Below are 22,624 nucleotides of genomic sequence, written 5' to 3'. Positions count from 1 at the left end.
AGCTTGCTCGCGATGAGGGCATCACATTCAACATTTCCGTCGACTGATCCACCGCTATCGCGAGCAAGCTCGCTCCCACATTTTGATCACATTCCAAGAACAGGAAGTGGTCAGACTTGCAGGTAATCCAGGATCCCTTCCGCCGCATTGCGGCCTTCGAAGATCGCCGTCACCACCAGGTCGGAACCCCGGACCATGTCGCCACCGGCGAAGATCTTCGGGTTGCTGGTCTGGTGCTTGTACTGGCCCTGTTCCGGCGCCACGACGCGGCCCTGGCTGTCGGTCTGGATGCTGAACTGCTCGAACCACGGGGCCGGGCTCGGGCGGAAGCCGAAGGCGATGACCACGGCGTCGGCCGGGATGATCTCTTCGGAACCCGGGATAGGCTCGGGGCTGCGACGACCGCGGGCGTCCGGTTCGCCGAGACGGGTCTCGACCACTTTCACGCCCTCGACCTTGTCTTCACCGACAATGGCGATCGGCTGGCGGTTGTAGAGGAACTTCACGCCTTCTTCCTTGGCGTTCTTCACCTCTTTGCGCGAACCAGGCATGTTCGCTTCGTCACGACGATAGGCGCAGGTCACCGACTTGGCGCCCTGGCGAATCGACGTGCGGTTGCAGTCCATCGCCGTGTCGCCGCCACCGAGCACCACGACCTTCTTGCCTTTCATGTCGACGAAATCTTCCGGCGACTTTTCAAAGCCCAGGTTGCGGTTGACGTTGGCGATCAGGAAGTCGAGTGCATCGTAGACGCCCGGCAGGTCCTCGCCGGCAAAGCCGCCCTTCATGTAGGTGTAGGTGCCCATGCCCATGAAGACCGCATCGTATTCTTCGAGCAGTTGCTCCATGGTCACGTCCTTGCCCACCTCGGTGTTCAGGCGGAACTCGATGCCCATGCCGGTGAAGACTTCGCGACGATTGCTCAGCACGGTCTTTTCCAGCTTGAACTCGGGGATGCCGAAGGTCAGCAAGCCGCCGATTTCCGGGTTCTTGTCGAACACCACCGGGGTCACGCCACCGCGCACCAGCACGTCGGCACAGCCCAGGCCCGCCGGGCCGGCACCGATGATCGCCACGCGCTTGCCGGTCGGCTTGACCTTGGACATGTCCGGGCGCCAGCCCATGGCGAACGCGGTGTCGGTGATGTACTTCTCCACCGAACCGATGGTCACCGCGCCGAAACCGTCGTTGAGGGTACAGGCACCTTCACACAGGCGATCCTGCGGGCACACCCGGCCGCAGACTTCCGGCAGGGTATTGGTCTGGTGGGACAGCTCGGCGGCCTGGAGGATGTTGCCCTCGGCCACCAGTTTCAACCAGTTGGGAATGAAGTTGTGCACCGGGCACTTCCATTCGCAGTACGGGTTACCGCAGCCCAGGCAGCGGTGGGCCTGGTCGGCCGACTGCTGGGGTTTGAAAGGCTCGTAGATTTCCACGAACTCTTTCTTGCGTTGACGCAACAGTTTCTTCTTCGGATCCTTGCGCCCGACATCGATGAACTGGAAGTCGTTATTCAGACGTTCAGCCATTGTTAAAACCTCATCAAACTCTTCAGGCGCATATCACTGCGGGTTGGCACGAGTGCTGGAAAGCAACGATTTCAGGTTGGCAGCCTTGGGCTTGACCAGCCAGAAACGGCGCAAGTAGTCATCGAGGTTTTCGGCGAGTTCACGCCCCCACTCGCTGTCGGTTTCCGCGACGTACTCGTTCAGCACGTTTTGCAGGTGGCTGCGATAGGCTTCCATCGCCTCGCCGCTGATCCGCTGGATTTCCACCAGTTCGTGGTTGACCCGGTCAACGAAGGTGTTGTCCTGGTCGAGCACGTAGGCGAAACCGCCGGTCATGCCAGAGCCGAAGTTATAACCGGTCTTGCCCAGCACGCAGACAAAACCACCGGTCATGTACTCGCAGCAGTGATCGCCGGTGCCTTCCACCACAGTGTGGGCGCCGGAGTTACGCACGGCAAAACGCTCGCCCGCGGTGCCGGCGGCAAACAGCTTGCCGCCCGTGGCGCCATAGAGGCAGGTGTTGCCGATGATGGCACTGTCCTGGGTCTTGTAGACGCTGCCCTTGGGCGGAACGATGACCAGCTTGCCGCCGGTCATGCCCTTGCCCACGTAGTCGTTGGCATCGCCTTCCAGGTACATGTTCAGGCCACCGGCGTTCCAGACGCCGAAGCTCTGGCCCGCGGTGCCCTTGAAGCGGAAGGTCACCGGCGCCTTGGCCATGCCCTGGTTGCCGTGCTTGCGGGCGATTTCGCCGGAGATCCGCGCGCCGATGGAACGGTCGCAGTTGCAGATGTCCAGCTCGAACTCGGCACCGCTCAGGTCGTTGATCGCCGCAGCGGCCATGTCGACCATCTTCTCGGCCAGCTCACCCTTGTCGAAGGGCGGGTTGCGATCGACCTGGCAGAACTGTGGCTTGTCCGCCGGGATGAGATCGCTGCCCAGCAACGGGGTCAGGTCCAGGTGCTGCTGCTTGGCGGTCTGACCCTCGATCACGTCCAGCAGATCGGTACGGCCGATCAGCTCTTCGAGGGAGCGCACGCCCAGCTTCGCCAGCCACTCGCGGGTTTCTTCGGCGACGTAGGTGAAGAAGTTCACCACCATGTCGACGGTGCCGATGTAGTGGTCCTTGCGCAGCTTTTCGTTCTGGGTCGCCACACCGGTAGCGCAGTTGTTCAGGTGGCAGATGCGCAGGTATTTGCAGCCCAGGGCGATCATCGGCGCGGTGCCGAAGCCGAAGCTCTCGGCGCCGAGGATAGCGGCCTTGATCACATCCAGACCGGTTTTCAAGCCACCGTCGGTCTGTACCCGGACCTTGCCGCGCAAATCGTTGCCGCGCAGGGTCTGGTGGGTTTCGGCCAGGCCCAGTTCCCACGGCGCACCGGCGTACTTGATCGAGGTCAGCGGCGATGCACCGGTGCCGCCGTCGTAGCCGGAGATGGTGATCAGGTCGGCATAGGCCTTGGCCACGCCGGCCGCAATGGTGCCGACGCCGGCTTCCGCCACCAGCTTCACCGAGACCAGTGCCTTGGGGTTCACCTGCTTGAGGTCGAAGATCAGTTGCGACAAGTCTTCGATCGAGTAGATGTCGTGGTGCGGCGGCGGCGAGATCAGGGTCACGCCGGGGACCGCATAACGCAGCTTGGCGATCAGGCCGTTGACCTTGCCACCGGGCAACTGGCCACCTTCGCCGGGCTTGGCGCCCTGGGCTACCTTGATCTGCAGCACTTCAGCGTTGACCAGGTATTCCGGCGTCACACCGAAGCGGCCGGTGGCCACCTGCTTGATTTTCGAACTCTTGATGGTGCCGTAGCGCGCCGGGTCTTCGCCGCCTTCGCCGGAGTTGGAACGCGCACCGAGGCGGTTCATGGCTTCGGCCAGGGCTTCGTGGGCTTCCGGGGACAGGGCACCGAGGGAGATACCGGCCGAATCGAAGCGCTTGAGCACCGATTCCAGCGGCTCCACTTCACTGATGTCCAGCGGCGTATCGAGGGTCTTGACCTTGAGCAGGTCGCGGATCATCGACACCGGACGGTTGTCCACCAGCGAGGTGTATTCCTTGAACTTGCTGTAGTCGCCCTGCTGCACGGCCGCTTGCAAGGTGTTCACCACGTCCGGGTTGTAGGCGTGGTATTCACCGCCATGGACGAACTTCAGCAGGCCGCCCTGCTGGATCGGCTTGCGCGGGCTCCAGGCTTCGGCGGCCAGGGCTTTCTGTTCGGCTTCGATATCGACGAAGCGCGCCCCCTTGATGCGGCTCGGCACGCCACGGAAGCTCAGCTCGCAGACTTCTTCGGACAGGCCGATGGCCTCGAACAGTTGCGCGCCGCGGTACGAGGCGATGGTCGAGATGCCCATCTTCGACAGGATCTTGAGCAGGCCCTTGGTGATGCCCTTGCGGTAGTTCTTGAACACCTCGTAGAGGTCGCCCAGTACTTCACCGGTGCGGATCAGGTCGCCCAGCACTTCATAGGCCAGGAACGGATACACCGCCGAGGCGCCGAAACCGATCAGCACCGCGAAGTGATGCGGATCGCGGGCGGTGGCGGTTTCCACCAGGATGTTGGAGTCGCAGCGCAGGCCTTTTTCGGTCAGGCGATGGTGCACCGCACCGGTGGCCAGCGAGGCGTGGATCGGCAGCTTGCCCGGAGCGATATGGCGGTCGCTGAGGACGATCTGGGTACGCCCGGCGCGCGCGGCTTCTTCAGCCTGATCGGCCACGTTGCGGATCGCCGCTTCCAGGCCGACGCTTTCGTCGTAGTTCAGGTCGATGACCTGACGCGCGAAACCCGGACGGTCGAGGTTGGTCAACGAACGCCACTTGGCCGGAGAAATGACCGGCGAGCTGAGGATCACCCGCGAGGCGTGTTCCGGCGACTCCTGGAAAATGTTGCGCTCGGCACCGAGGCAGATTTCCAGGGACATCACGATCGCTTCGCGCAGCGGGTCGATCGGCGGGTTGGTCACCTGGGCGAACTGCTGGCGGAAATAGTCGTACGGTGTGCGCACGCGCTGCGACAGCACGGCCATCGGTGTGTCGTCACCCATGGAGCCGACCGCTTCGTAGCCCTGCTCGCCCAGCGGACGCAGCACCTGGTCACGCTCTTCGAACGTCACCTGGTACATCTTCATGTACTGCTTGAGCTGGTCGACGTCGTAGAAAGCCGAGCCGTGGTCGTTGTCTTCCATGGTCGCCTGGATGCGCAGGGCATTCTTGCGCAGCCATTGCTTGTACGGATGACGGGACTTGAGACGGTTGTCGATGGCGTCGGTGTCGAGGATCTGGCCGGTCTCGGTGTCCACGGCAAAGATCTGGCCCGGACCTACGCGGCCCTTGGCGATGACGTCTTCGGGCTGGTAGTTCCAGACGCCGATTTCCGAGGCCAGGGTGATGAACCCGTTGGTGGTGGTGACCCAGCGCGCCGGACGCAGACCGTTACGGTCCAGCAGGCACACGGCGTAGCGACCGTCGGTCATGACGATACCGGCCGGGCCGTCCCATGGTTCCATGTGCATGGAGTTGTATTCGTAGAAGGCGCGCAGGTCCGGGTCCATGGTCTCGACGTTCTGCCACGCCGGCGGCACCAGCATGCGCACGCCGCGGAACAGGTCGATGCCACCGGTCACCATCAATTCCAGCATGTTGTCCATGCTCGAGGAGTCCGACCCCACGCGGTTGACCAGCGGGCCGAGTTCTTCGAGGTCCGGCATCAGGTCGTTGGCGAACTTGGTGCGACGGGCCACGGCCCAGTTGCGGTTGCCAGTGATGGTGTTGATCTCGCCGTTGTGGGCGAGGAAGCGGAATGGCTGGGCCAGCGGCCATTTCGGCAGGGTGTTGGTGGAGAAGCGCTGGTGGAACACGCAGATCGCGGTTTTCAGGCGCTCGTCGCTCAGGTCCGGATAGAAGGCGGTGAGGTCCGCCGGCATCATCAGGCCTTTGTAGATAATGGTCTTGTGGGAAAAGCTACAGATATAGTGATCGGTGTCGGCGGCATTGGCCACGGACGAACGACGACGGGAGCTGAACAGCTTGATCGACATGTCCTGGTCGCTCAGGCCTTCGCCAGCGATGAACACCTGCTCGATCTGCGGCAGGCGCTCGAGCGCCAGGCGGCCGAGGACGCTGGTGTCGATCGGCACTTTGCGCCAGCCAACCAGTTGCAGGCCGGCGGCCAGGATCTCGCGATTCATGTTTTCGCGAGCCGCCTCAGCCTCCACCGGGTCCTGGTTGAAGAACACCATGCCCACGGCGTATTGCTTGGGCAGGGTCACGCCAAACGTTTCCTGGGCTACGGCACGCAGGAACTCGTCAGGCTTTTGAATCAGCAAGCCACAACCGTCGCCGGTCTTGCCGTCGGCGTTGATCCCACCGCGGTGGGTCATGCAGGTCAGGGCCTCAATGGCCGTTTGCAAAAGGGTATGGCTGGGCTCGCCCTGCATATGGGCTATCAGGCCGAAACCGCAGTTATCCTTGAATTCATCTGGTTGGTACAGACCTGCTTTCATAGACACTTTCTCACCAGGCTGCCTCTCATCGAGGCAAATTTCTTTTCAATTCAACCAGTTGCGTGCCGCGCCGAACGTACGCCAGCTTTGCGGGGGCAAAAGGGAGGTCATTGTACACACCGACACAGGGGCTCACAAATTTGACGACGAACTGTCGCAAATCCATGTCGCATTTGTGAAAGGTTTAAAGCTATATGCTGTGCTAGTCAAAACTTTTTTGGGTTCGACCGCTACGACTCAAACGCTACTGTGACGCAGACACCACAAGGCGCGCGGCCTGAAAGGTCGCCCGCCCTTGCGGAAATTTTGAGGTTGCCGGGAGAGGCGGCCTGGGTAAGGCCGCCGAATCTTCAGCGAGTTGCTGCCAGTTCCTGTTGGACGCTGGCGACAGTGCGAGGCCAAGGTTTACCAGCCTGAACCTTCGCTGGCAAGGCCTTGATGGCGGAAACGGCCGCATCACGGTTGGCAAAGCTGCCGTAGGTGATGACATACAGCGGCTTGCCGTTGAGCACTTTCTTGAAATAACGGTACTCGCCGCCCTGCTCCTTGACGAAATTCTGTGCCGCGGCTTCGGAACTGGTGCCGAGGATCTGCACCACGTAGTTGCCCGGGGCTTGGCCGGCGTACCAGCTACCGCCCGCAGCCTTGGCCGGGGTAGCAGCAGGCTTGGCCGCCGGTGCTGCTGGCGCCGCTGGCTTGGCCGCAGGCGCTGGAACCGGTGCAGGCTTGGCGGTGGCCACCTGGGTCGGCGCCGGGGTCGGCTTGGCCGCCGGAGCAGGCGTTGGCGTCGGTGTCGGACCGGCCGGCACGCCCACGGGCGGTGCGGTGGTGGTCACGGTCGGCGGCACGTCGCTGCTGTCGTCGATCGGTGGCGCTGCGCCGTCGTCGCCTTCGGTGATGCCGCCGGCCGCCTCGGCCAGTGGGCCGCGCATGACCGGTTGCGACTGGCCGACCAGCGGCAGCGGCATCGGCTGGGTGTTGCCGGCGAATTCCACGGCCGGCGCGCCACCGTTGGGTTGCGGCGTACCTTGGCCGAGGGGCAGTTGCGCCTGTTCGTTGGCAGGGGCACCCGTGGTGGGTGCCTTGGTGCGACCCGGCATCAGCCAGGCGGCGGCAACCGCGACCACGACGACGGCGGAAATTGCCAATACGTGTTTCTTCGGCATGTTGAACCCCATACTTGGACGCTTCACCGCTGAGCGGCTGGCAATCATGACTTCGATCAGAGCATCGCGGGCCACCTGGTTGATGTTGCCAGGCCAGCCATCGGAGCTTTCGTGAATCTCAGAGATCTGATCGGCGGTGAAAAGTTCGATACCCCGGCCCGCGCCCTCAAGACGCTGGGCCAGGTATTCACGCGTTTCTTCCTCGGTGTAGGGCGCCAGCTCGATGACGTGAAAGCGCTCTTCCTCGAGGTTCAACTGGTCCAGGTCGGCGATCAGCGACGACTCGCCGAACAGGAACACGTGGGGACGGCCCTCCGGCGCACCGGCCGCCAAGGCCAGCAGGGCTTCGAGGGCCGACTCGTCGAGTTGCTCGGCATCGTCCACCAGCAGATAGACTTCCTGCCCGGTCAACGCCAGTTGCACGATCTGCTCGAGAATCGCACCGACTTCGGCCTGGGCGACATTCAGCGCCTGGGCCACCTGGCGCAACACACCGGCGGCATCGCCAGCGCCACGGGCCGACACCACCACGCTTTGCACTGACTGTTTGTTGGTGCTGGCCACCAGGGCCTGGCGCAGCAAAGTCTTGCCGCTGCCCTGGGGACCGGTGACCACCAGAAGCAACTGGCTGTAGCGCGCCAGGTGATGCAACTGACCCAGCACCGGCTTGCGCTGGGCGGGGAAGAACTTGAAGCCCGGGACCCGTGGGGCAAAGGGGTCATGACTCAATTGGAAATGGCCGAGGAAAGCCTCGTCGGCATGCAAACTAGTCATCGGAATCTTATTAACCTTTAAGCTGAGCCAGGGCGCGGTAGTCCGCTCCCAGCGTGGCCTGTAGAACTTCTTTCGGATAATCGTCGGTCACCACCGCTTCGCCCATGTGGCGCAGCAGCACCAGACGCAGACGACCGTCGATCACTTTTTTGTCGATTGCCATGTGTTCAAGAAAATCCACCTCGCTCATTTCCTCGGGCGGAACCACCGGCAGCCCGGCGCGCTGGAACAGACGAATACCGCGATCGCGCTCCTGTTCGCTGATCCAGCCCAGGCGCGCGGACATCTCCAGGGCCATGACCGTACCGGCCGCCACCGCTTCACCGTGCAGCCAGACACCATAGCCCATGTGGGTTTCGATGGCATGGCCGAAGGTGTGACCCAGATTAAGGGTGGCGCGCACCCCCGACTCACGCTCATCGGCACCGACCACGGCGGCCTTGGCGGCGCAGGAGCGCTCGATGGCGTAGGTCAAGGCCGCCTGGTCCAGCGCACGCAGGCGGTCGACGTTCTCTTCGAGCCAACCCAGGAACGGTTCGTCGCAGATCAGCCCGTACTTGATGACTTCCGCCAGCCCCGCAGACAGCTCGCGGGCCGGCAAGGTATTGAGGGTGGCGGTGTCGATCAGCACCACGTTGGGCTGATAGAAGGCGCCGACCATGTTCTTGCCCAGCGGATGGTTGATCCCGGTCTTGCCGCCCACCGACGAGTCGACCTGGGACAGCAGCGTGGTGGGGATCTGGATGAAATCGACGCCGCGCTGATAACAAGCGGCGGCAAAACCGGCCATGTCGCCGATCACGCCACCGCCCAGGGCAACCACCGTGGTGCGGCGATCGTGCCGTGCGGTCAGCAGGCCGTCGAAAATGAGTTGCAGGGTTTCCCAGTTCTTGAAGGCTTCGCCGTCGGGCAATACCACGGAAATGACCGAGAAGGCCGACAGGCTGCGGGTCAGACGTTCCAGATACAGAGGCGCGACGGTTTCATTGGAAATGATCGCCACTTGCCGCCCGGCGATGTGCGGCGCCAGCAGTTCGGGCTGGTCCAGCAAGCCTTCGCCAATATGGATCGGGTAGCTGCGCTCGCCCAGGTCGACCTTAAGTGTCTGCATGTGTCCCCACAGTGAAGATGGAATCAGGCGTCCTGCCTGCAATTAACGAAAGTCCACGGTGCTTGTTCCGAGCCAGTTAATGGCCATCCGCCACGCCCCAGCCGGACCATGACGGGACGTCGAGGATAGCGCATTTCGCCAGGCGCATTAACGGGGCGGCAGTTGCTGCAGGCGATCGAGAATGTCCAGCACCACCATCCGGGGTGGCCGCTCGTCGGTTTCCACCACCAGGTCGGCGATCTCCCGATACAGCGGATCACGCAGCTCCAGCAGGTCCCGCAGGGTCTTGGCCGGGTCGGCGGTGCGCAACAACGGCCGGTTGCGATCCCGGGCGGTGCGGCCGACCTGCTGTTCGACGGAGGCGTGCAGATAGACCACTCGTCCGCCGGCATGCAGCGCCCGACGATTGGCTTCGCGCATCACCGCGCCGCCACCGGTGGCCAACACCACGCCCTCGAACGCGCACAGCTCGGCGATCATCGCCTGCTCACGGTCACGAAAGCCCGGTTCGCCTTCCTTATCGAAGATCCATGGGATATTGGCACCCGTGCGCAATTCAATTTCCTTGTCGGAATCTTTGAACGGCAGGCGCAGCTCTTTGGCCAGCAAACGGCCGATGGTGCTTTTTCCAGCGCCCATCGGCCCAACAAGAATCAAATTTCGCACAGAATCAACGACTCACAGCAATCGCCTGGTTATTCATGATACGCGGAGTGAGGAACACCAGCAGCTCGGATTTTTTCTCCGAGACCACATCACGCCGGAAAAGGCGGCCAAGATACGGCACATCGCCAAGAAATGGCACCTTATCTACGACCTTGCTCTGAGTATTTGAGAAAACCCCGCCAATCACAATGGTCTCGCCATCATTGACCAGGACCTTGGCGTTGACTTCGTTTTTCTTGATCGGCGGCACCTCCTGCACCTTGTTCAAGTAGTCCGGCTCATCCTTGGTGACCTTGACCTCCATGATGATGCGGTTGTCCGGGGTGATTTGCGGGGTCACCTCCAGCGACAGCGAGGCCTCCTTGAACGACACCGAGGTGGCGCCGCTGGAGCTGGCTTCCTGATAGGGGATTTCCGTGCCCTTGAGGATCTTTGCCGTCTCCTTGTCGGACGTCACCACCTTGGGCTGGGAGACGATTTCGCCGTTGCCGGTTTTTTCCATGGCCGTCAGCTCAAGGTCCAGCAAGACGTTGTCGGTGATGAACGCAATGCCAATCCCCGAAGTATTGCCCGAGGCCCCCAGGTCGACGAATGGCTGGTTGGTGCCGGTGCTGCCCGGCGTGCCAATGGTGGTGGAGTCGCCGGTGGTCACCCCCGAGGAGTTCCAGTTGCCCTTGTTCTGTATCGACCCGCCCCAGCGCACGCCCAGGCTTTTGTCGTAGTCGACGTTGGCCTCGACAATCCGCGCCTCGATCATCACCTGGCGCACCGGAATATCCAGCTGCGCGACGATCCGGCGCAGTTCGTCGAGCCGGTCCTGGGTCTGGTAGGCAATGATGTTGTTGGTGCGCTCATCCACCGTGATCGTGCCGCGCTCGTCGGCTTTCGCCTCGGCACTGGTGACCGACTGGAACAGCTTGGCGATGTCCGCCGCCTTCGCATAGTTGACCTGCAACAGTTCACGCCGCAGCGGCGCCAGGTCGGCGATCTGCTTCTGCGACTCCAATTCCTGGCGTTCGCGCGCCGCGATTTCATCGGCCGGGGCCACCAGCAGCACGTTGCCGACCTTGCGCTTGTCCAGGCCCTTGGTCTTGAGCACCAGGTCCAGCGCCTGGTCCCAAGGCACATTCTGCAACCGCAGGGTGATGCCGCCCTGCACCGTGTCGCTGGCCACCAGGTTCAGGTTGGTGAAATCGGCAATCAATTGCAGGACCGAACGCACTTCGATGTCCTGGAAGTTGAGCGAGAGCTTCTCGCCGCTGTAGGCGGCGCGGTCGGCATTGCGCTTTTGCAGGTCGTCGACGGTCATGGGCCGGACGCTGACGGTGAGCTTGTTATCGGTCTGGTAGGTCGAGTAGTCGAAGGTGCCACTGGGCTCGATGCTGATGGTCGCCCGGTCGCTGCCGGCGCTGGCATTGACGAATTGCACCGGGGTGGCGAAGTCCTTGACGTCCAGGCGCACCCGCAGCGGCTCGGGCAATTGGGTCCTGGCGAAATTGAGGATGATCCTGCCTTCGCGCTCCTGGATGTCCGGGGCGATGGATGGATCGGACAAATCGATCACCACGTTGCCTTCGCCCTGGGTCCCGCGCTGGAAATCCACCCCACGAATCGCCTTGCCCGCCGGCGCACTGGCCCGCGCGGGCGCAGCGCTGGCAACCGCCGGACGCGGGGCTTGGACAGAGGGCTTCGAAGCAGTGCTCTTCGGGGTCTGGCCCTTGCCAACCACCACGAACAGGCTATTGCCTTCGACCCGGGTGTCATACGGCGCCAGCTGGGTCAGGCCGATGATCAACCGGGTGCGATCCCCCGCCTCGACCACGGTGGCGCTACGCGCATTGCCCCCGCCCAGGTCGTGACGCCTGTTGGCCAGTTGATTGGTCACGCCTGGCAGGTCCAGGGCAATCCGGGCCGGTTGTTCGGTGGTGTAGCCCCGGGGCGTCGGCGGCGGCCCGTCGAAGGTGAGCTTCAACTCGACACGGTCCCCCGGCAACGCCGCCACATCCAGCGTCTTCAGACTGGCCCCATGAACCATCGGCGACAACAGCGCTATCCATAGCGAAATACCGAGGGCTGAAAAAAACCTGTTCATTGTTCGAGTTCCACTATGAATGCTCTTTCAAAGGAATGGTCCGTGGTCGCTCCAGCCAGGCACCCTCGCCATCGGGAACGATTTCGACCACATCGACCTGGGTGGCGCTGATGGCGACGATCCGCCCATCATTGCGCCCCAGATAGTCACCGACCTTGAGCCGATGCACCCCGCCCGCGCCTCGCAGGAGCGCGAAGGAGCCACCAGCGTTGGAGATCGTACCGACCATTTCAAACTGCTCGATGTTGAAGCCTTCCAGGTACTGCTTGACCCGGTTGGGGTCGGGCCGGACGTTGCGCGAGCCGCGCTGCCGGTCGGCCTGGTCCACGCGGACCTGCCGGGAAAACGGGCTGCGCAGGTTCGCTGCGCTGTAGGTAAAGGTCTCGTAGGGCCTGAACGTCGGTGTCGGCTCGATCTTGCCGGGCGGACGAAGGCGCACTTCGTTCATGTAGGCGTCCAGGTCGCTGAACCCGCTATCGTTGTTGCAGCCCGTCAGCGCGACCAGGCCTGCCAGCAGGCAGAGGCGACACACCAGCGGCCTCATGGCTGCGCCTCCTGCTCGTTGTAGCGGTAGGTCTTGGCCTGGATGCTCATGCGCAGCTTCGTGCCTGCCTCGGGCTCCACCGGGGCGATTTCGAAATCGTGCAGCGTGACGATCCGGGGCAGCCCGGCCACTCCACTGACGAATGTCGCCAGGTCGTGGTAGCCGCCAGTCACGGTGATCTGGATCGGCAGCTCGATGTAGAACGGTTGGGTGACTTCCGGCAGCAGCTTGATTTCCTCGAACTCCAGGCCGCTGCCCAGGCCGGTGCGGGTAATGTCTTCCAGCAGGCCCGGCACTTCGGTATCGCTGGGCAATTGCCGCAACAGCACACCAAAAGACGTTTCCATCTGCTTCATCTGCTCGGTGTAGCGTTCCAGGTTCGCGGCCATGTGGGCCTTGCCCGCGAATTGCGCCTTGAGGGTGCTTTCTTCCTCATGCGCCTGCTGCAACTGGTTTTCCAGGTCACTCAAGGCAAAGTTATAGCCCAGCCCCAGCACCAGGGCCACCAGCAGGATGCCGGCCAGCCATTTGATGGGGGCCGGCCAGGAACCGATGTTGTTGGTGTCCAGGTCACTGATGTCGATCTTGCGCAACGCGTCGAACCACTCCCCAGGCTTCATTGGGCGTCCTCCACTACGGCCGGGCGGGTCTGGCGAACCGTCAGCTGGAAAACGTTGGCCTGGTCGAGCTGACCGGCGGTGGTGGCCTTGACCTCCGTCAAACTGGGCGCATCGAACAGGTCCGACGAGTCCAGGTTGCGCATCAGGTCCGAGACCCGGTTGTTCGACTCCGCGGCCCCCTTGATGAAGAGCGTCCGATCCTCCATCTTCACTTCGGTGAAATACACCCCGTCCGGCAAAGTCCTCGCCAACTGGTCGAAGATGCGCCCGCTGACCGGTCGATTCCCTTGCAAGTCCTGGATGATGCGCATGCGCTCCAGCAATTGCTGGCGACGGGCTTTCAGCTCGCTGATCTGCTTGATGCGCTCGTCCAGCACGGCGATCTGCCCGGAGAGATGGCTGTTGCGAGCGACCTGGTGGTCGATGGCGCTGTCGATGTAGCGCACGGCGACCAGGACCACGCCGACCGCCCCGACCAGCGCCGCCACCAAGGCCAGCAGAAAGCGCTTGCGCCGCTCTTCGCGCAGCTCTTCGCGCCAGGGAAGCAGGTTGATCCGCGCCATCAGTCGAAACTCCTGAGGGCCAGCCCACAGGCAATCATCAGTGCCGGTGCATCACTGGCCAGGGCACCGGCATTGACCTTGCTGCTCAGGGCCATGTTGGTAAACGGGTTGGCCACCTGGGTCGGCGTACCCAGGCGCTGCTCGATCAGCCGATCCAGGCCAGCGACCGAAGCCGTGCCCCCGGCCAGCAGAATGTGGTCCACCGCGCTGTACTGGCCCGAGGCGAAGAAGAATTGCAGGGACCGCGAGACCTGCTGCACCAGGGCATCGCGAAAAGGTTGCAGCACCTCGCTGAGATAATCGTCCGGCAACCCACCCTGCTTCTTTGCCACACCGGCCTGCTCGGGTGTCAGGCCGTATCGGCGCTGAATCTCCTCGGTCAACTGGCGACCGCCGAACAATTGTTCGCGGGTATAGATGATGCGCCCGTTGTGCAGCACGCTGAGGGTGGTCATGGTGGCGCCGATGTCGATGACCGCCACCGTCAGCCGCTCCTGGGACGCAGCCAGTTGCGTGGCGAGCAGGCCAAAGGCTCGCTCCAGTGCATATGCCTCCACATCGACCACCCGGGCCGTCAGCCCGGCGAGCGCCAACGCGGCCTCGCGAACCTCGACATTTTCCTTGCGACAGGCCGCCAGCAGCACCTCGACGCGCTCGGCGCTGCGCGGCGAAACGCCCACCACTTCGAAATCGATGGCCACCTCATCCAGCGGATAGGGGATGTATTGATCGGCTTCGATCTTGAGCTGGTTCTCCATGTCGTCGTCGGACAGGCCCGCGTCCATCTCGATGATCTTGGTGATCACCGCCGAACCCGCCACGGCCACCGCCACGCTGCGCAAGGGCGTCTTGGCCTTGGCCAACAGTCGCGACAACGCCTGGCCCACCCCTTCGAGCTCGGCGATGTTCTTCTCGACCACGGCGTTGGCCGGCAACGGTTCGACCGCGTAGGACTCGACGCGGTAGCGCTCGCCCTGGCGACTCAACTCGAGCAGCTTCACCGACGTCGAACTGATGTCGATCCCCAGAAGCGCATGGGCTTTTTTATTGAAGAGTCGTAGCACTACCAATTCCCTATGACTATCCGTGAGTTACGGACTCTCTAATATGCATTGCGTTCAATCACGGCCGTCCGACGGACGTCCGGATGGCATTCCCGACGAAAAAAAATGCTTATAATGCCCAGCGTTTTTTTCGCTTTGTTGCAAGCACGGGTCCTTCCCTGCACCTGGCGCCTTTTTCATTCTTTGCCTGGATATCCAAAAGCCTTGATTCGTCTGCTGAAATTTTTCGGATGGTCCATCGTCGCCGTTTTCTGCGGACTGCTCCTGGGCCTGAGCGGTGCCTTTCTTTACCTTAGTCCGGGATTGCCGTCCGTGGAGGCGCTGAGAAGTATTCAGTTGCAGATTCCTTTGCGGGTGTACAGCAGCGATAACAAGCTGATCGCCGAATTTGGCGAAATGCGCCGCACACCGATCCGTTTCGCCGACATTCCCCCCAATTTCATCAATGCGTTACTAAGTGCTGAAGACGATAACTTCGCCAACCACTACGGCGTCGATCCCGGCAGCCTGATGCGCGCCGCCAGCCAGTTGGTCAAGAGCGGGCACATCCAGTCCGGCGGCAGCACCATCACCATGCAGGTGGCCAAGAACTTCTTCCTGACCAGCGAGCGCAGCTTCTCGCGCAAGACCACCGAGATCCTCCTGGCCCTGCAAATCGAGCGGCAGCTGACCAAGGATGAAATCCTCGAGCTGTACGTGAACAAGATTTACCTGGGCAACCGCGCCTACGGCATCGAGGCGGCGGCACAGGTGTATTACGGCAAGTCGATCCGCGATGTGAGTCTGGCGCAGATGGCGATGATCGCCGGCCTGCCCAAGGCACCGTCGCGCTTCAACCCACTGGCCAACCCGGCGCGCAGCAAGGAGCGTCGCGACTGGATCCTGGGGCGCATGTACAAGCTCGGCAAGATCAGCGAGGCCGACTACACCGCTGCGATCAATGAGCCGCTGAACGCCAGCTATCACGTGCCGACCCCGGAAGTGAATGCTCCCTACATCGCCGAGATGGCCCGTGCCGAGATGGTCGGGCGTTATGGCAGCGACGCCTACACCGAAGGTTTCCGCGTGACCACCACGGTGCCGAGCAACTTGCAGGAAATGGCCAACACCGCGCTGCACGAGGGTCTGATGACTTACGACCAGCGCCACGGCTACCGCGGCCCTGAATCGCGCCTGCCGGGCAAGACCAAGGAAGCCTGGGCCCTGGAGCTGACCAAGCAGCGCACCATCAGCAGCCTGGAGCCGGCGATCGTCACCTCGGTGGACAAGGACGGCATCAAGGTGCTGACCCGCAACGGCGAGCAGGAAGAACACGTGGCCTGGGACACCCTGAAATGGGCCCGTCCGTTCCTCAATACCAACAGCATGGGCGCCAACCCGCGCCAGCCGTCGGACGTCGCCCAGGTCGGTGACCTGATCCGTGTCCAGCGCCAGGCGGACAACACACTCAAGTTCAGCCAGATCCCGGCCGCCCAGGGCGCACTGGTGTCCCTCGACCCGCAGAACGGCGCCATTCGGTCGCTGGTGGGTGGCTTCGCCTTCGAGCAAAGCAACTACAACCGGGCATTGCAGGCCAAGCGCCAGCCGGGCTCGAGCTTCAAGCCATTCGTCTACAGCGCCGCGCTGGATAATGGCTACACCGCCGCCAGCCTGGTGAACGATGCGCCGATCGTGTTCGTCGATGAGTACCTGGACAAGGTCTGGCGACCGAAGAACGACACCAACACGTTCCTGGGCCCGATTCGCCTGCGCGAGGCGCTGTACAAGTCCCGCAACCTGGTCTCGATCCGACTGCTGCAGGCGCTGGGCGTGGACCGCACCATCGACTACATCAGCAAGTTCGGCTTCAACAAGCAGGACCTGCCGCGCAACCTGTCGCTGGCTTTGGGCACCGCGACCCTGACGCCGATGGAAATCGCCACGGGCTGGAGCACGTTCGCCAACGGCGGCTACAAGATCACCCCGTACATCATCGACAAGATCGAAAGCCGCAACGGCGAGACATTGTTCGTGGCCAACCCGCCACGGGTGCCCACGGGCGAGCAGGCCAGCGATGGCCTCGCCGCACCGTCCACCGAGACGTTCACGGTCAATGGGACGCCAGGCGAAGCCACCACGGCCCCAGGCCTGCCGCAAGCACCCGCCGTCGCGGAACGCATTGTCGATGGCCGCACCACCTTCATTCTCAACAGCATGCTGCAGGACGTGATCAAGCTGGGCACCGGCCGTCGCGCCCTGGCCCTGGGCCGCACCGACCTGGCGGGCAAGACCGGTACCACCAACGAATCCAAGGACGCCTGGTTCTCCGGCTACAACGCCGATTACGTGACCACGGTCTGGACCGGTTTCGACCAGCCCGAAAGCCTGGGTCGCCGTGAGTTCGGCGGCACCGTGGCGCTGCCGATCTGGATGACCTACATGGGCGCCGCCCTCAAGGACAAGCCGCCGCACACCCAACCGGAGCCGGAAGGCATCCTCAGCCTGCGGGTCGACCCGGTCAGCGGCCGCGCGGCCACGCCGGGTACCCCGGGGGCGTACTTCGAACTGTTCAAGAGCGAAGACACGCCGCCGTCGGCCAACGAGCTGGGCAACGGTGTCGCACCGGGCAGCCCGCTGCCGGCGGACGAAGCGGCGCCCATCGATCTGTTCTGACCAGCTCCCACCCAAAAGCCCCGCCTTCGCGAGAAGTGCGGGGCTTTTTTTTGGGCCGCATTTCCCTGTGGGAGCGAGCTTGCTCGCGATTGCGGTCTGGTATTCAACATCAATGCAAGCTGACCCGCCATCATCGCGAGCAAGCTCGCTCCCACAGGGGATTGGCGGCGGTTACACGAATCCGCAGGCAATAAAAAACCCCGACTCACAAGGGCCGGGGCTTTTCGTTGAAGCGCTACAACGGCTTAGCCGTTGAACACGTCATCCACGCTCTTGAGCGGGTAGTTCTTCGGATACGGCAGGGTGGCCACGCCCGTCTCGATGGCGGCCTTGGCCACAGCGTCGGAGATCAGGGTGATCAGGCGGGCGTCCATGGGTTTCGGGATGATGTACTCACGACCGAATTCCAGCTTGATGCCGCCGTAGGCATCGCACACTTCCTGAGGCACCGGCAGCTTGGCCAGTTCGCGCAGGGCGTTGGCGGCCGCGACTTTCATTTCTTCGTTGATGCGCTTGGCGCGAACGTCCAGGGCACCACGGAAGATGAACGGGAAGCCCAGTACGTTGTTGACCTGGTTCGGGTAGTCCGAACGACCGGTGGCCATGATCACGTCGCTGCGAGTGGCGTGAGCCAGTTCCGGGGAGATTTCCGGGTCCGGGTTCGAGCAGGCGAACACGATCGGGTTCGGCGCCATGCGCAGCAGGTTTTCCGGGCTCAGCAGGTTCGGACCCGACAGGCCGACGAACACGTCGGCACCGTCCAGCGCGTCCGCCAGGGAGCGCTTGTCGGTCGCGTGGGCGAAGACGGCCTTGTACTGGTTCAGGTCGTCACGGCCGGAGTGGATCACGCCGGTACGGTCGACCATGAAGATGTTTTCGATCTTGGCGCCCATGCTCACCAGCAACTTCATGCAGGAGATGGCCGCAGCGCCGGCACCCAGGCAGACGATCTTGGCTTCCGGCAAGGTCTTGCCGGCGATTTCCAGGGCGTTGATCATGCCCGCCGCGGTGACGATGGCGGTGCCATGCTGGTCATCGTGGAAGACCGGAATGTCGCACTGTTCGATCAGGGCGCGCTCGATCTCGAAGCACTCAGGTGCCTTGATGTCTTCCAGGTTGATGCCGCCGAAGGTGATGGAGATGCGCTTGACGGTGTCGATGAAGGCTTGCGGGCTCTCGGAATCGACTTCGATATCGAATACGTCGATACCGGCGAAGCGCTTGAACAGCACACCCTTGCCTTCCATGACTGGCTTGGAAGCCAATGGGCCGAGGTTGCCCAGGCCGAGAATCGCGGTGCCATCGGAAATGACTGCAACCAGGTTGCCTTTACCGGTGTATCTGTAGGCCAGTTCAGGGTCGCGAGCGATTTCGCGGACTGGTTCGGCTACGCCGGGGCTGTAGGCCAGCGACAAGTCGCGAGCAGTAGCGGTGGCCTTGGTGAGCTCGACACTCAGCTTTCCTGGACGAGGATGCGCGTGATATTCGAGAGCGGCAGTTTTCAGATCAGACATGTGGGCATTCCGCTTTTTACTGTGTTGGACAGACGGACCGCCGAGGATACGCGCCTCGCAAAGTCCCTACAAGACTGACCAGTCACTGCTGTCAAGCGCCCTGCCCTACGACTTTGGACCAAGAGCCGCGAAACACAAGGGCTAGATGCATACAATCCAGCGCCAAAATGTCTACAATTTTTTGTTACAGGACCGCTTCCAGCATGGCTGGATCGGTCAGTGGCAACATCCATCGCGCCTGACCGACTTTGCTCCCGTCACGCCGGGCGCGGTCGACGACCCAGCCCCGCGCCTCGATTCTGCGGCCCTTGAACCGCTCCAGGGCCGAGGCATCGAAGCGCCTCTGCACACCGGGCGCAATGTGCAGGACCACCGGCCCCTGCAGTTCAATCCAGATACCACCGCGATTGCGTCGCACGCTTTCTACACGCCCGCTCGTCAGCACGAAACCGGGCGCATTGATCCGCTCGGCCCGCACGACGGGGGATTTTTTCCAGAGACCGGTTCCGGCTTGCCGCGCATGACGTTCGGCCGCTTGCTGGCAACTGACCAGGTCGACGTTCGGCGCGACCGCCACCAGAAAACCCAACCCTTCGGCAATCAGGCGCTCTTCGAGGTTCTCGCCCTGGGCGTTGTAGACATGGGCCAGCGTACGACCGTAATCGTCGCGGTCGTCCTTGCCAGGCAATACGCCCACCCGGCCATCGCTGGCGGCCACCAGGGCTTCGAGTCGCTGACGCGCCGCCACGGCGAACGGTTCGTCGGCGCGACCGCGCTTGCCCAACTCAGGGCTGTTGAGGCCGATCATCCGAATGCGTCGGCCATCCTCCAGGTACAAGGTGTCGCCATCCACCACGCGCTGCACCGCCACCTGGGGCAGGTTGCCCGGCGAAGGACAGGCCGCCTGGGCACCACAGAACCAAATCGCAGACACAAAAAAGGCGCCCGCAAGGGACGCCTTTTTCATCACTCTGGAGAAGCCGGAACGACTTTCCAAAATGATCAGCCTCAGGCTTTTGGAGCAACTTTGCCGAAAGCACCGAAACGATCGGCGAACTTCTGAACGCGGCCGCCGGTATCCAGAGTCTTTTGCTTACCGGTGTAGAACGGGTGGCATTCGTTGCAAACGTCGATCGCCAGGGCTTTGCCGTAGGTCGAACGCGTTTCGAACTTGTTGCCGCAGCTGCAGGTTACGGCAATTTCTGGGTATTCCGGATGGATATCGGTTTTCATGCTGTTTTCCTCAGGCTAGCGTGCCGCCACCCAACACTATTGTTGAATACCGCACGTAATTAGGCCGCGGATTCTACCAGACATCGCCATTCGCGCAAGCTATGCCTTGTACCAACCGTCTGCTAGGCTCCCGGCCTCATGCGCAATCCCTTTTGTGGGAGCGAGCCTGCTCGCGATGGCGGAGTGTCAACCAATACCCATTTGGCTGATCCACCGCCATCGCGAGCAGGCTCGCTCCCACAGGGTGTTCCAGCTTTCCTAATTTATCTGTTTATCGAGATCCTCCCGCGTGCCCGACGCCATCCTGCGCCTCGCCCTGCCTTCGCCCCTGCGCCGCCTGTTCGACTACCGCGCCCCCGCCGGGGTCCTGCGCGCCCAGTTGCAGCCGGGCATGCGCCTGCGGGTGCCGTTCGGCCGGCGGGAAATGATCGGCATCCTGGTGGAGGTCACCGATCACAGCGAGGTCCCGGTCGACAAACTCAAGCCGGCCCTGGCCCTGCTCGATGCCACGCCGCCGCTGCCCGCCTCGCTGTTCAAGTTGTGCCTGTGGACGTCCCAGTATTACCAGCACAGCCTCGGCGACACCCTGAGCTGGGCACTGCCGGTGCTGCTGCGCCAGGGTGAGCTGGCCGAGGCGCGCCAGGAGCGGTTCTGGTCGGTGGCCCCGGGGGCCTCGCTGGACGATCCGCGCATCGCCCGCGCCCCGCGCCAGCGCGAAGCCTTGGCAACCCTGGCCCAACATCCCCACGGCGTGGCCCATCAACTGCTGAGCAAACTGATGCTCAGCAAGGACAGCCTCGACCTGTTGCTGGCCAAGGACCTGGTCCAGGTTGAGATCCGCCGGCACGCCCCCGGCGCCCGCCATGAACATTGGCTGGCCCAACCGGAACTGCCACTCAACGCCGAACAGCGGGCCGCCTGTGAAGCGATTCGCGCAGGTTTCGACAGTTATCACGCCTTTCTGCTGGCGGGCGTCACCGGCAGCGGCAAGACCGAGGTCTACCTGCAACTGATCCGCCAGACCCTGGAAGCCGGCAAGCAGGCCTTGGTGCTGATTCCGGAAATCAACCTCGGTCCCCAGACCCTGGCGCGTTTCGAGCAACGCTTCAACGCCCGGATCGCCCTGGTGCACTCGGCGGTCAACGACCGCGAACGCCTGGAAGCCTGGCTCGCCGCCCGCGACGGCGAGGCCGACATCATCATCGGCACCCGCTCGGCGCTGTTCACACCGATGAAAAACCCCGGCCTGATCATCATCGACGAAGAACACGACGGCTCTTATAAACAGCAGGAGGGCCTGCGTTATCACGCCCGCGACCTGGCGCTGGTGCGCGCCCGCCAGGAAAACATCCCGATCGTCCTCGGCTCGGCCACGCCCTCCCTGGAAAGCCTGCACAACGCCTACACCGGCCGCTACGGCCTGCTGCGCCTCAACGAACGGGCCGGCGGTGCCAAGCAGCCGCGTTTCCTGCGCCTGGACGTGAAAAGTCGACCACTGGACAGCGGTATTTCCGGGCCGATGCAGCAAGCCATCGGCCAGACCCTGGCCGCCGGGCAACAGGTCCTGGTGTTCCTCAATCGCCGCGGATTTGCCCCGACCCTGCTGTGTCACGACTGTGGCTGGATGTCTGGGTGTGAGCGCTGCGATGCGCGGATGACCGTGCATCAACGCCACGGCGAGCTGCGTTGTCACCATTGCGGCCACGTCGAGCGCGTGCCAAGGCATTGCCCGCAGTGCGGAAAAGTGGACTTGCGCCCCGTAGGTGCCGGCACCGAACGCGCCGAGGAACGGCTGGGCATCCTGTTTCCGGACTACCCGGTCTTGCGGGTCGATCGCGACAGCACCTCGCGCAAGGACGCGATGAACCAGCTGTTCGCGACGATCCAGAAGGGCCAGCCGTGCATATTGGTGGGCACGCAGATGCTCGCCAAGGGGCATCACTTCCCGCGGGTTACCCTGGTGTCGATCCTCGATGCCGATGGCGGGCTGTTCTCCGGCGACTTCCGCGCCAGCGAGCGCATGGCGCAGTTGATCGTTCAGGTCGCAGGCCGGGCCGGACGAGCCGAGGAACCGGGCAAAGTGATTATCCAGACGCACTTGGCCGATCACCCGTTGTTGATCCAATTGACCGAGCAGGGTTATTTCGCCTTCGCCGAACAGGCCTTGAGCGAACGCCGCAGCGCCGGCCTGCCGCCCTTTGCCCACCTGGCGCTGTTGCGGGCCGAAGCCCACAAGCCGGGGCAGGCCGAAGGTTTCCTTGATGAGGCTTGCAGCGAGGCCGAGCGCTTACTGGCAGAGCAGAACCTCACGGGCATCGAACTCCTGGGGCCGGTGCCGGCACCGATGGAGCGGCGGGCCGGGCGCTATCGCGCGCAGCTTTTATTGCAGGCCAATGCCCGGGCGCCGCTGCATCGACTGCTGAGTGCCTGGTTGCTGGTGCTGGAACAGATGCCCAGCGGGCGGGCGGTGCGCTGGTCGCTGGATGTGGATCCGGTGGATTTGTATTGAATGGATCACAAGCCCGCCCCTCTGTGGGAGCGAGCTTGCTCGCGATAGCGGTCTGGCATTCAACATCAATGCAAGCTGACCCGCCGTCATCGCGAGCAAGCTCGC

General features: G+C 63.0%; 15 protein-coding genes. 2 read left to right on the top strand and 13 right to left on the bottom strand.

All coding sequences use genetic code 11. The annotated features are described in order from the left end of the window. Nucleotides 1–110: 110 nt before the first annotated feature. From AC515T_RS02330 to AC515T_RS02285, 10 genes are all read right to left on the bottom strand, one after another. Entirely contained in the window at nucleotides 111–1,529 is a 1,419-nt protein-coding gene (locus AC515T_RS02330) for an FAD-dependent oxidoreductase (protein ID WP_003196992.1), read from the bottom strand. 33 nt (nucleotides 1,530–1,562) lie between these two features. After that, nucleotides 1,563–6,011 (bottom strand): glutamate synthase large subunit, encoded by a 4,449-nt coding sequence (gene gltB / locus AC515T_RS02325; protein WP_496531282.1) that lies wholly within the window; start codon nucleotides 6,009–6,011, stop codon nucleotides 1,563–1,565. Nucleotides 6,012–6,361: 350 nt separating this feature from the next. After that, nucleotides 6,362–7,951 (bottom strand): AAA family ATPase, encoded by a 1,590-nt coding sequence (locus AC515T_RS02320; RefSeq protein ID WP_496531281.1) that lies wholly within the window; start codon nucleotides 7,949–7,951, stop codon nucleotides 6,362–6,364. 10 nt (nucleotides 7,952–7,961) lie between these two features. Further along, the gene (gene aroB / locus AC515T_RS02315; protein ID WP_496531280.1) at nucleotides 7,962–9,062 is read right to left on the bottom strand and encodes a 3-dehydroquinate synthase; all 1,101 of its coding nucleotides are present in this window, start codon (nucleotides 9,060–9,062) and stop codon (nucleotides 7,962–7,964) included. 147 nt (nucleotides 9,063–9,209) lie between these two features. Next, complete coding sequence (gene aroK / locus AC515T_RS02310) at nucleotides 9,210–9,728, bottom strand: shikimate kinase AroK (RefSeq protein WP_060739556.1); 519 nt, start codon at nucleotides 9,726–9,728, stop codon at nucleotides 9,210–9,212. Nucleotides 9,729–9,732: 4 nt separating this feature from the next. Then, nucleotides 9,733–11,820: a type IV pilus secretin PilQ gene (locus AC515T_RS02305; RefSeq protein WP_496531279.1), complete on the bottom strand. Its 2,088-nt coding sequence runs from the start codon at nucleotides 11,818–11,820 to the stop codon at nucleotides 9,733–9,735. Between the two features lie 13 nt (nucleotides 11,821–11,833). Beyond that, nucleotides 11,834–12,364 carry a pilus assembly protein PilP gene (locus AC515T_RS02300; RefSeq protein WP_496531278.1) on the bottom strand — a complete coding sequence of 177 codons (531 nt, stop codon included), beginning with the start codon at nucleotides 12,362–12,364 and terminating at the stop codon, nucleotides 11,834–11,836. Continuing rightward, nucleotides 12,361–12,984 (bottom strand): type 4a pilus biogenesis protein PilO, encoded by a 624-nt coding sequence (gene pilO, locus AC515T_RS02295; RefSeq protein ID WP_496531277.1) that lies wholly within the window; start codon nucleotides 12,982–12,984, stop codon nucleotides 12,361–12,363. The genes AC515T_RS02300 and pilO overlap by 4 nt, the downstream gene beginning before the upstream one ends. Next, on the bottom strand, nucleotides 12,981–13,547 hold the full coding sequence (locus AC515T_RS02290; protein ID WP_496531276.1) for a PilN domain-containing protein: 567 nt from the start codon (nucleotides 13,545–13,547) through the stop codon (nucleotides 12,981–12,983). Before AC515T_RS02290 ends, pilO begins: the two co-directional genes overlap by 4 nt. Further along, on the bottom strand, nucleotides 13,547–14,611 hold the full coding sequence (locus AC515T_RS02285; RefSeq protein WP_496531275.1) for a pilus assembly protein PilM: 1,065 nt from the start codon (nucleotides 14,609–14,611) through the stop codon (nucleotides 13,547–13,549). Before AC515T_RS02285 ends, AC515T_RS02290 begins: the two co-directional genes overlap by 1 nt. Before the next feature lie 207 nt (nucleotides 14,612–14,818). Between AC515T_RS02285 and AC515T_RS02280 the strand changes: the two genes are divergently transcribed. Then, nucleotides 14,819–17,263, top strand: coding sequence for a penicillin-binding protein 1A (locus AC515T_RS02280; protein ID WP_496533062.1), 2,445 nt, complete (start codon nucleotides 14,819–14,821; stop codon nucleotides 17,261–17,263). A 245-nt stretch (nucleotides 17,264–17,508) separates the two neighbouring features. On the opposite strand, the gene AC515T_RS02275 is transcribed toward AC515T_RS02280, so the two are convergent. The 3 genes from AC515T_RS02275 to rpmE all read right to left on the bottom strand — a co-directional run bounded on the left by AC515T_RS02275 (nucleotide 17,509) and on the right by rpmE (nucleotide 20,010). Further along, nucleotides 17,509–18,777 (bottom strand): malic enzyme-like NAD(P)-binding protein, encoded by a 1,269-nt coding sequence (locus AC515T_RS02275; protein ID WP_496531274.1) that lies wholly within the window; start codon nucleotides 18,775–18,777, stop codon nucleotides 17,509–17,511. Nucleotides 18,778–18,961: 184 nt separating this feature from the next. Continuing rightward, entirely contained in the window at nucleotides 18,962–19,744 is a 783-nt protein-coding gene (locus AC515T_RS02270) for a thermonuclease family protein (RefSeq protein WP_496533061.1), read from the bottom strand. 41 nt (nucleotides 19,745–19,785) lie between these two features. Further along, on the bottom strand, nucleotides 19,786–20,010 hold the full coding sequence (gene rpmE, locus AC515T_RS02265; RefSeq protein ID WP_122565297.1) for a 50S ribosomal protein L31: 225 nt from the start codon (nucleotides 20,008–20,010) through the stop codon (nucleotides 19,786–19,788). Between the two features lie 289 nt (nucleotides 20,011–20,299). On the opposite strand from rpmE, the gene AC515T_RS02260 reads away from it, so the two are divergent. Continuing rightward, complete coding sequence (locus AC515T_RS02260; RefSeq protein WP_496531273.1) at nucleotides 20,300–22,519, top strand: primosomal protein N'; 2,220 nt, start codon at nucleotides 20,300–20,302, stop codon at nucleotides 22,517–22,519. Nucleotides 22,520–22,624 lie beyond the last annotated feature (105 nt).

Source organism: Pseudomonas sp. FSO-7, assembly GCF_059579345.1.
Note: the sequence above shows the minus strand (reverse complement) of the source record. Positions and strands in the feature narration are given on the sequence as shown.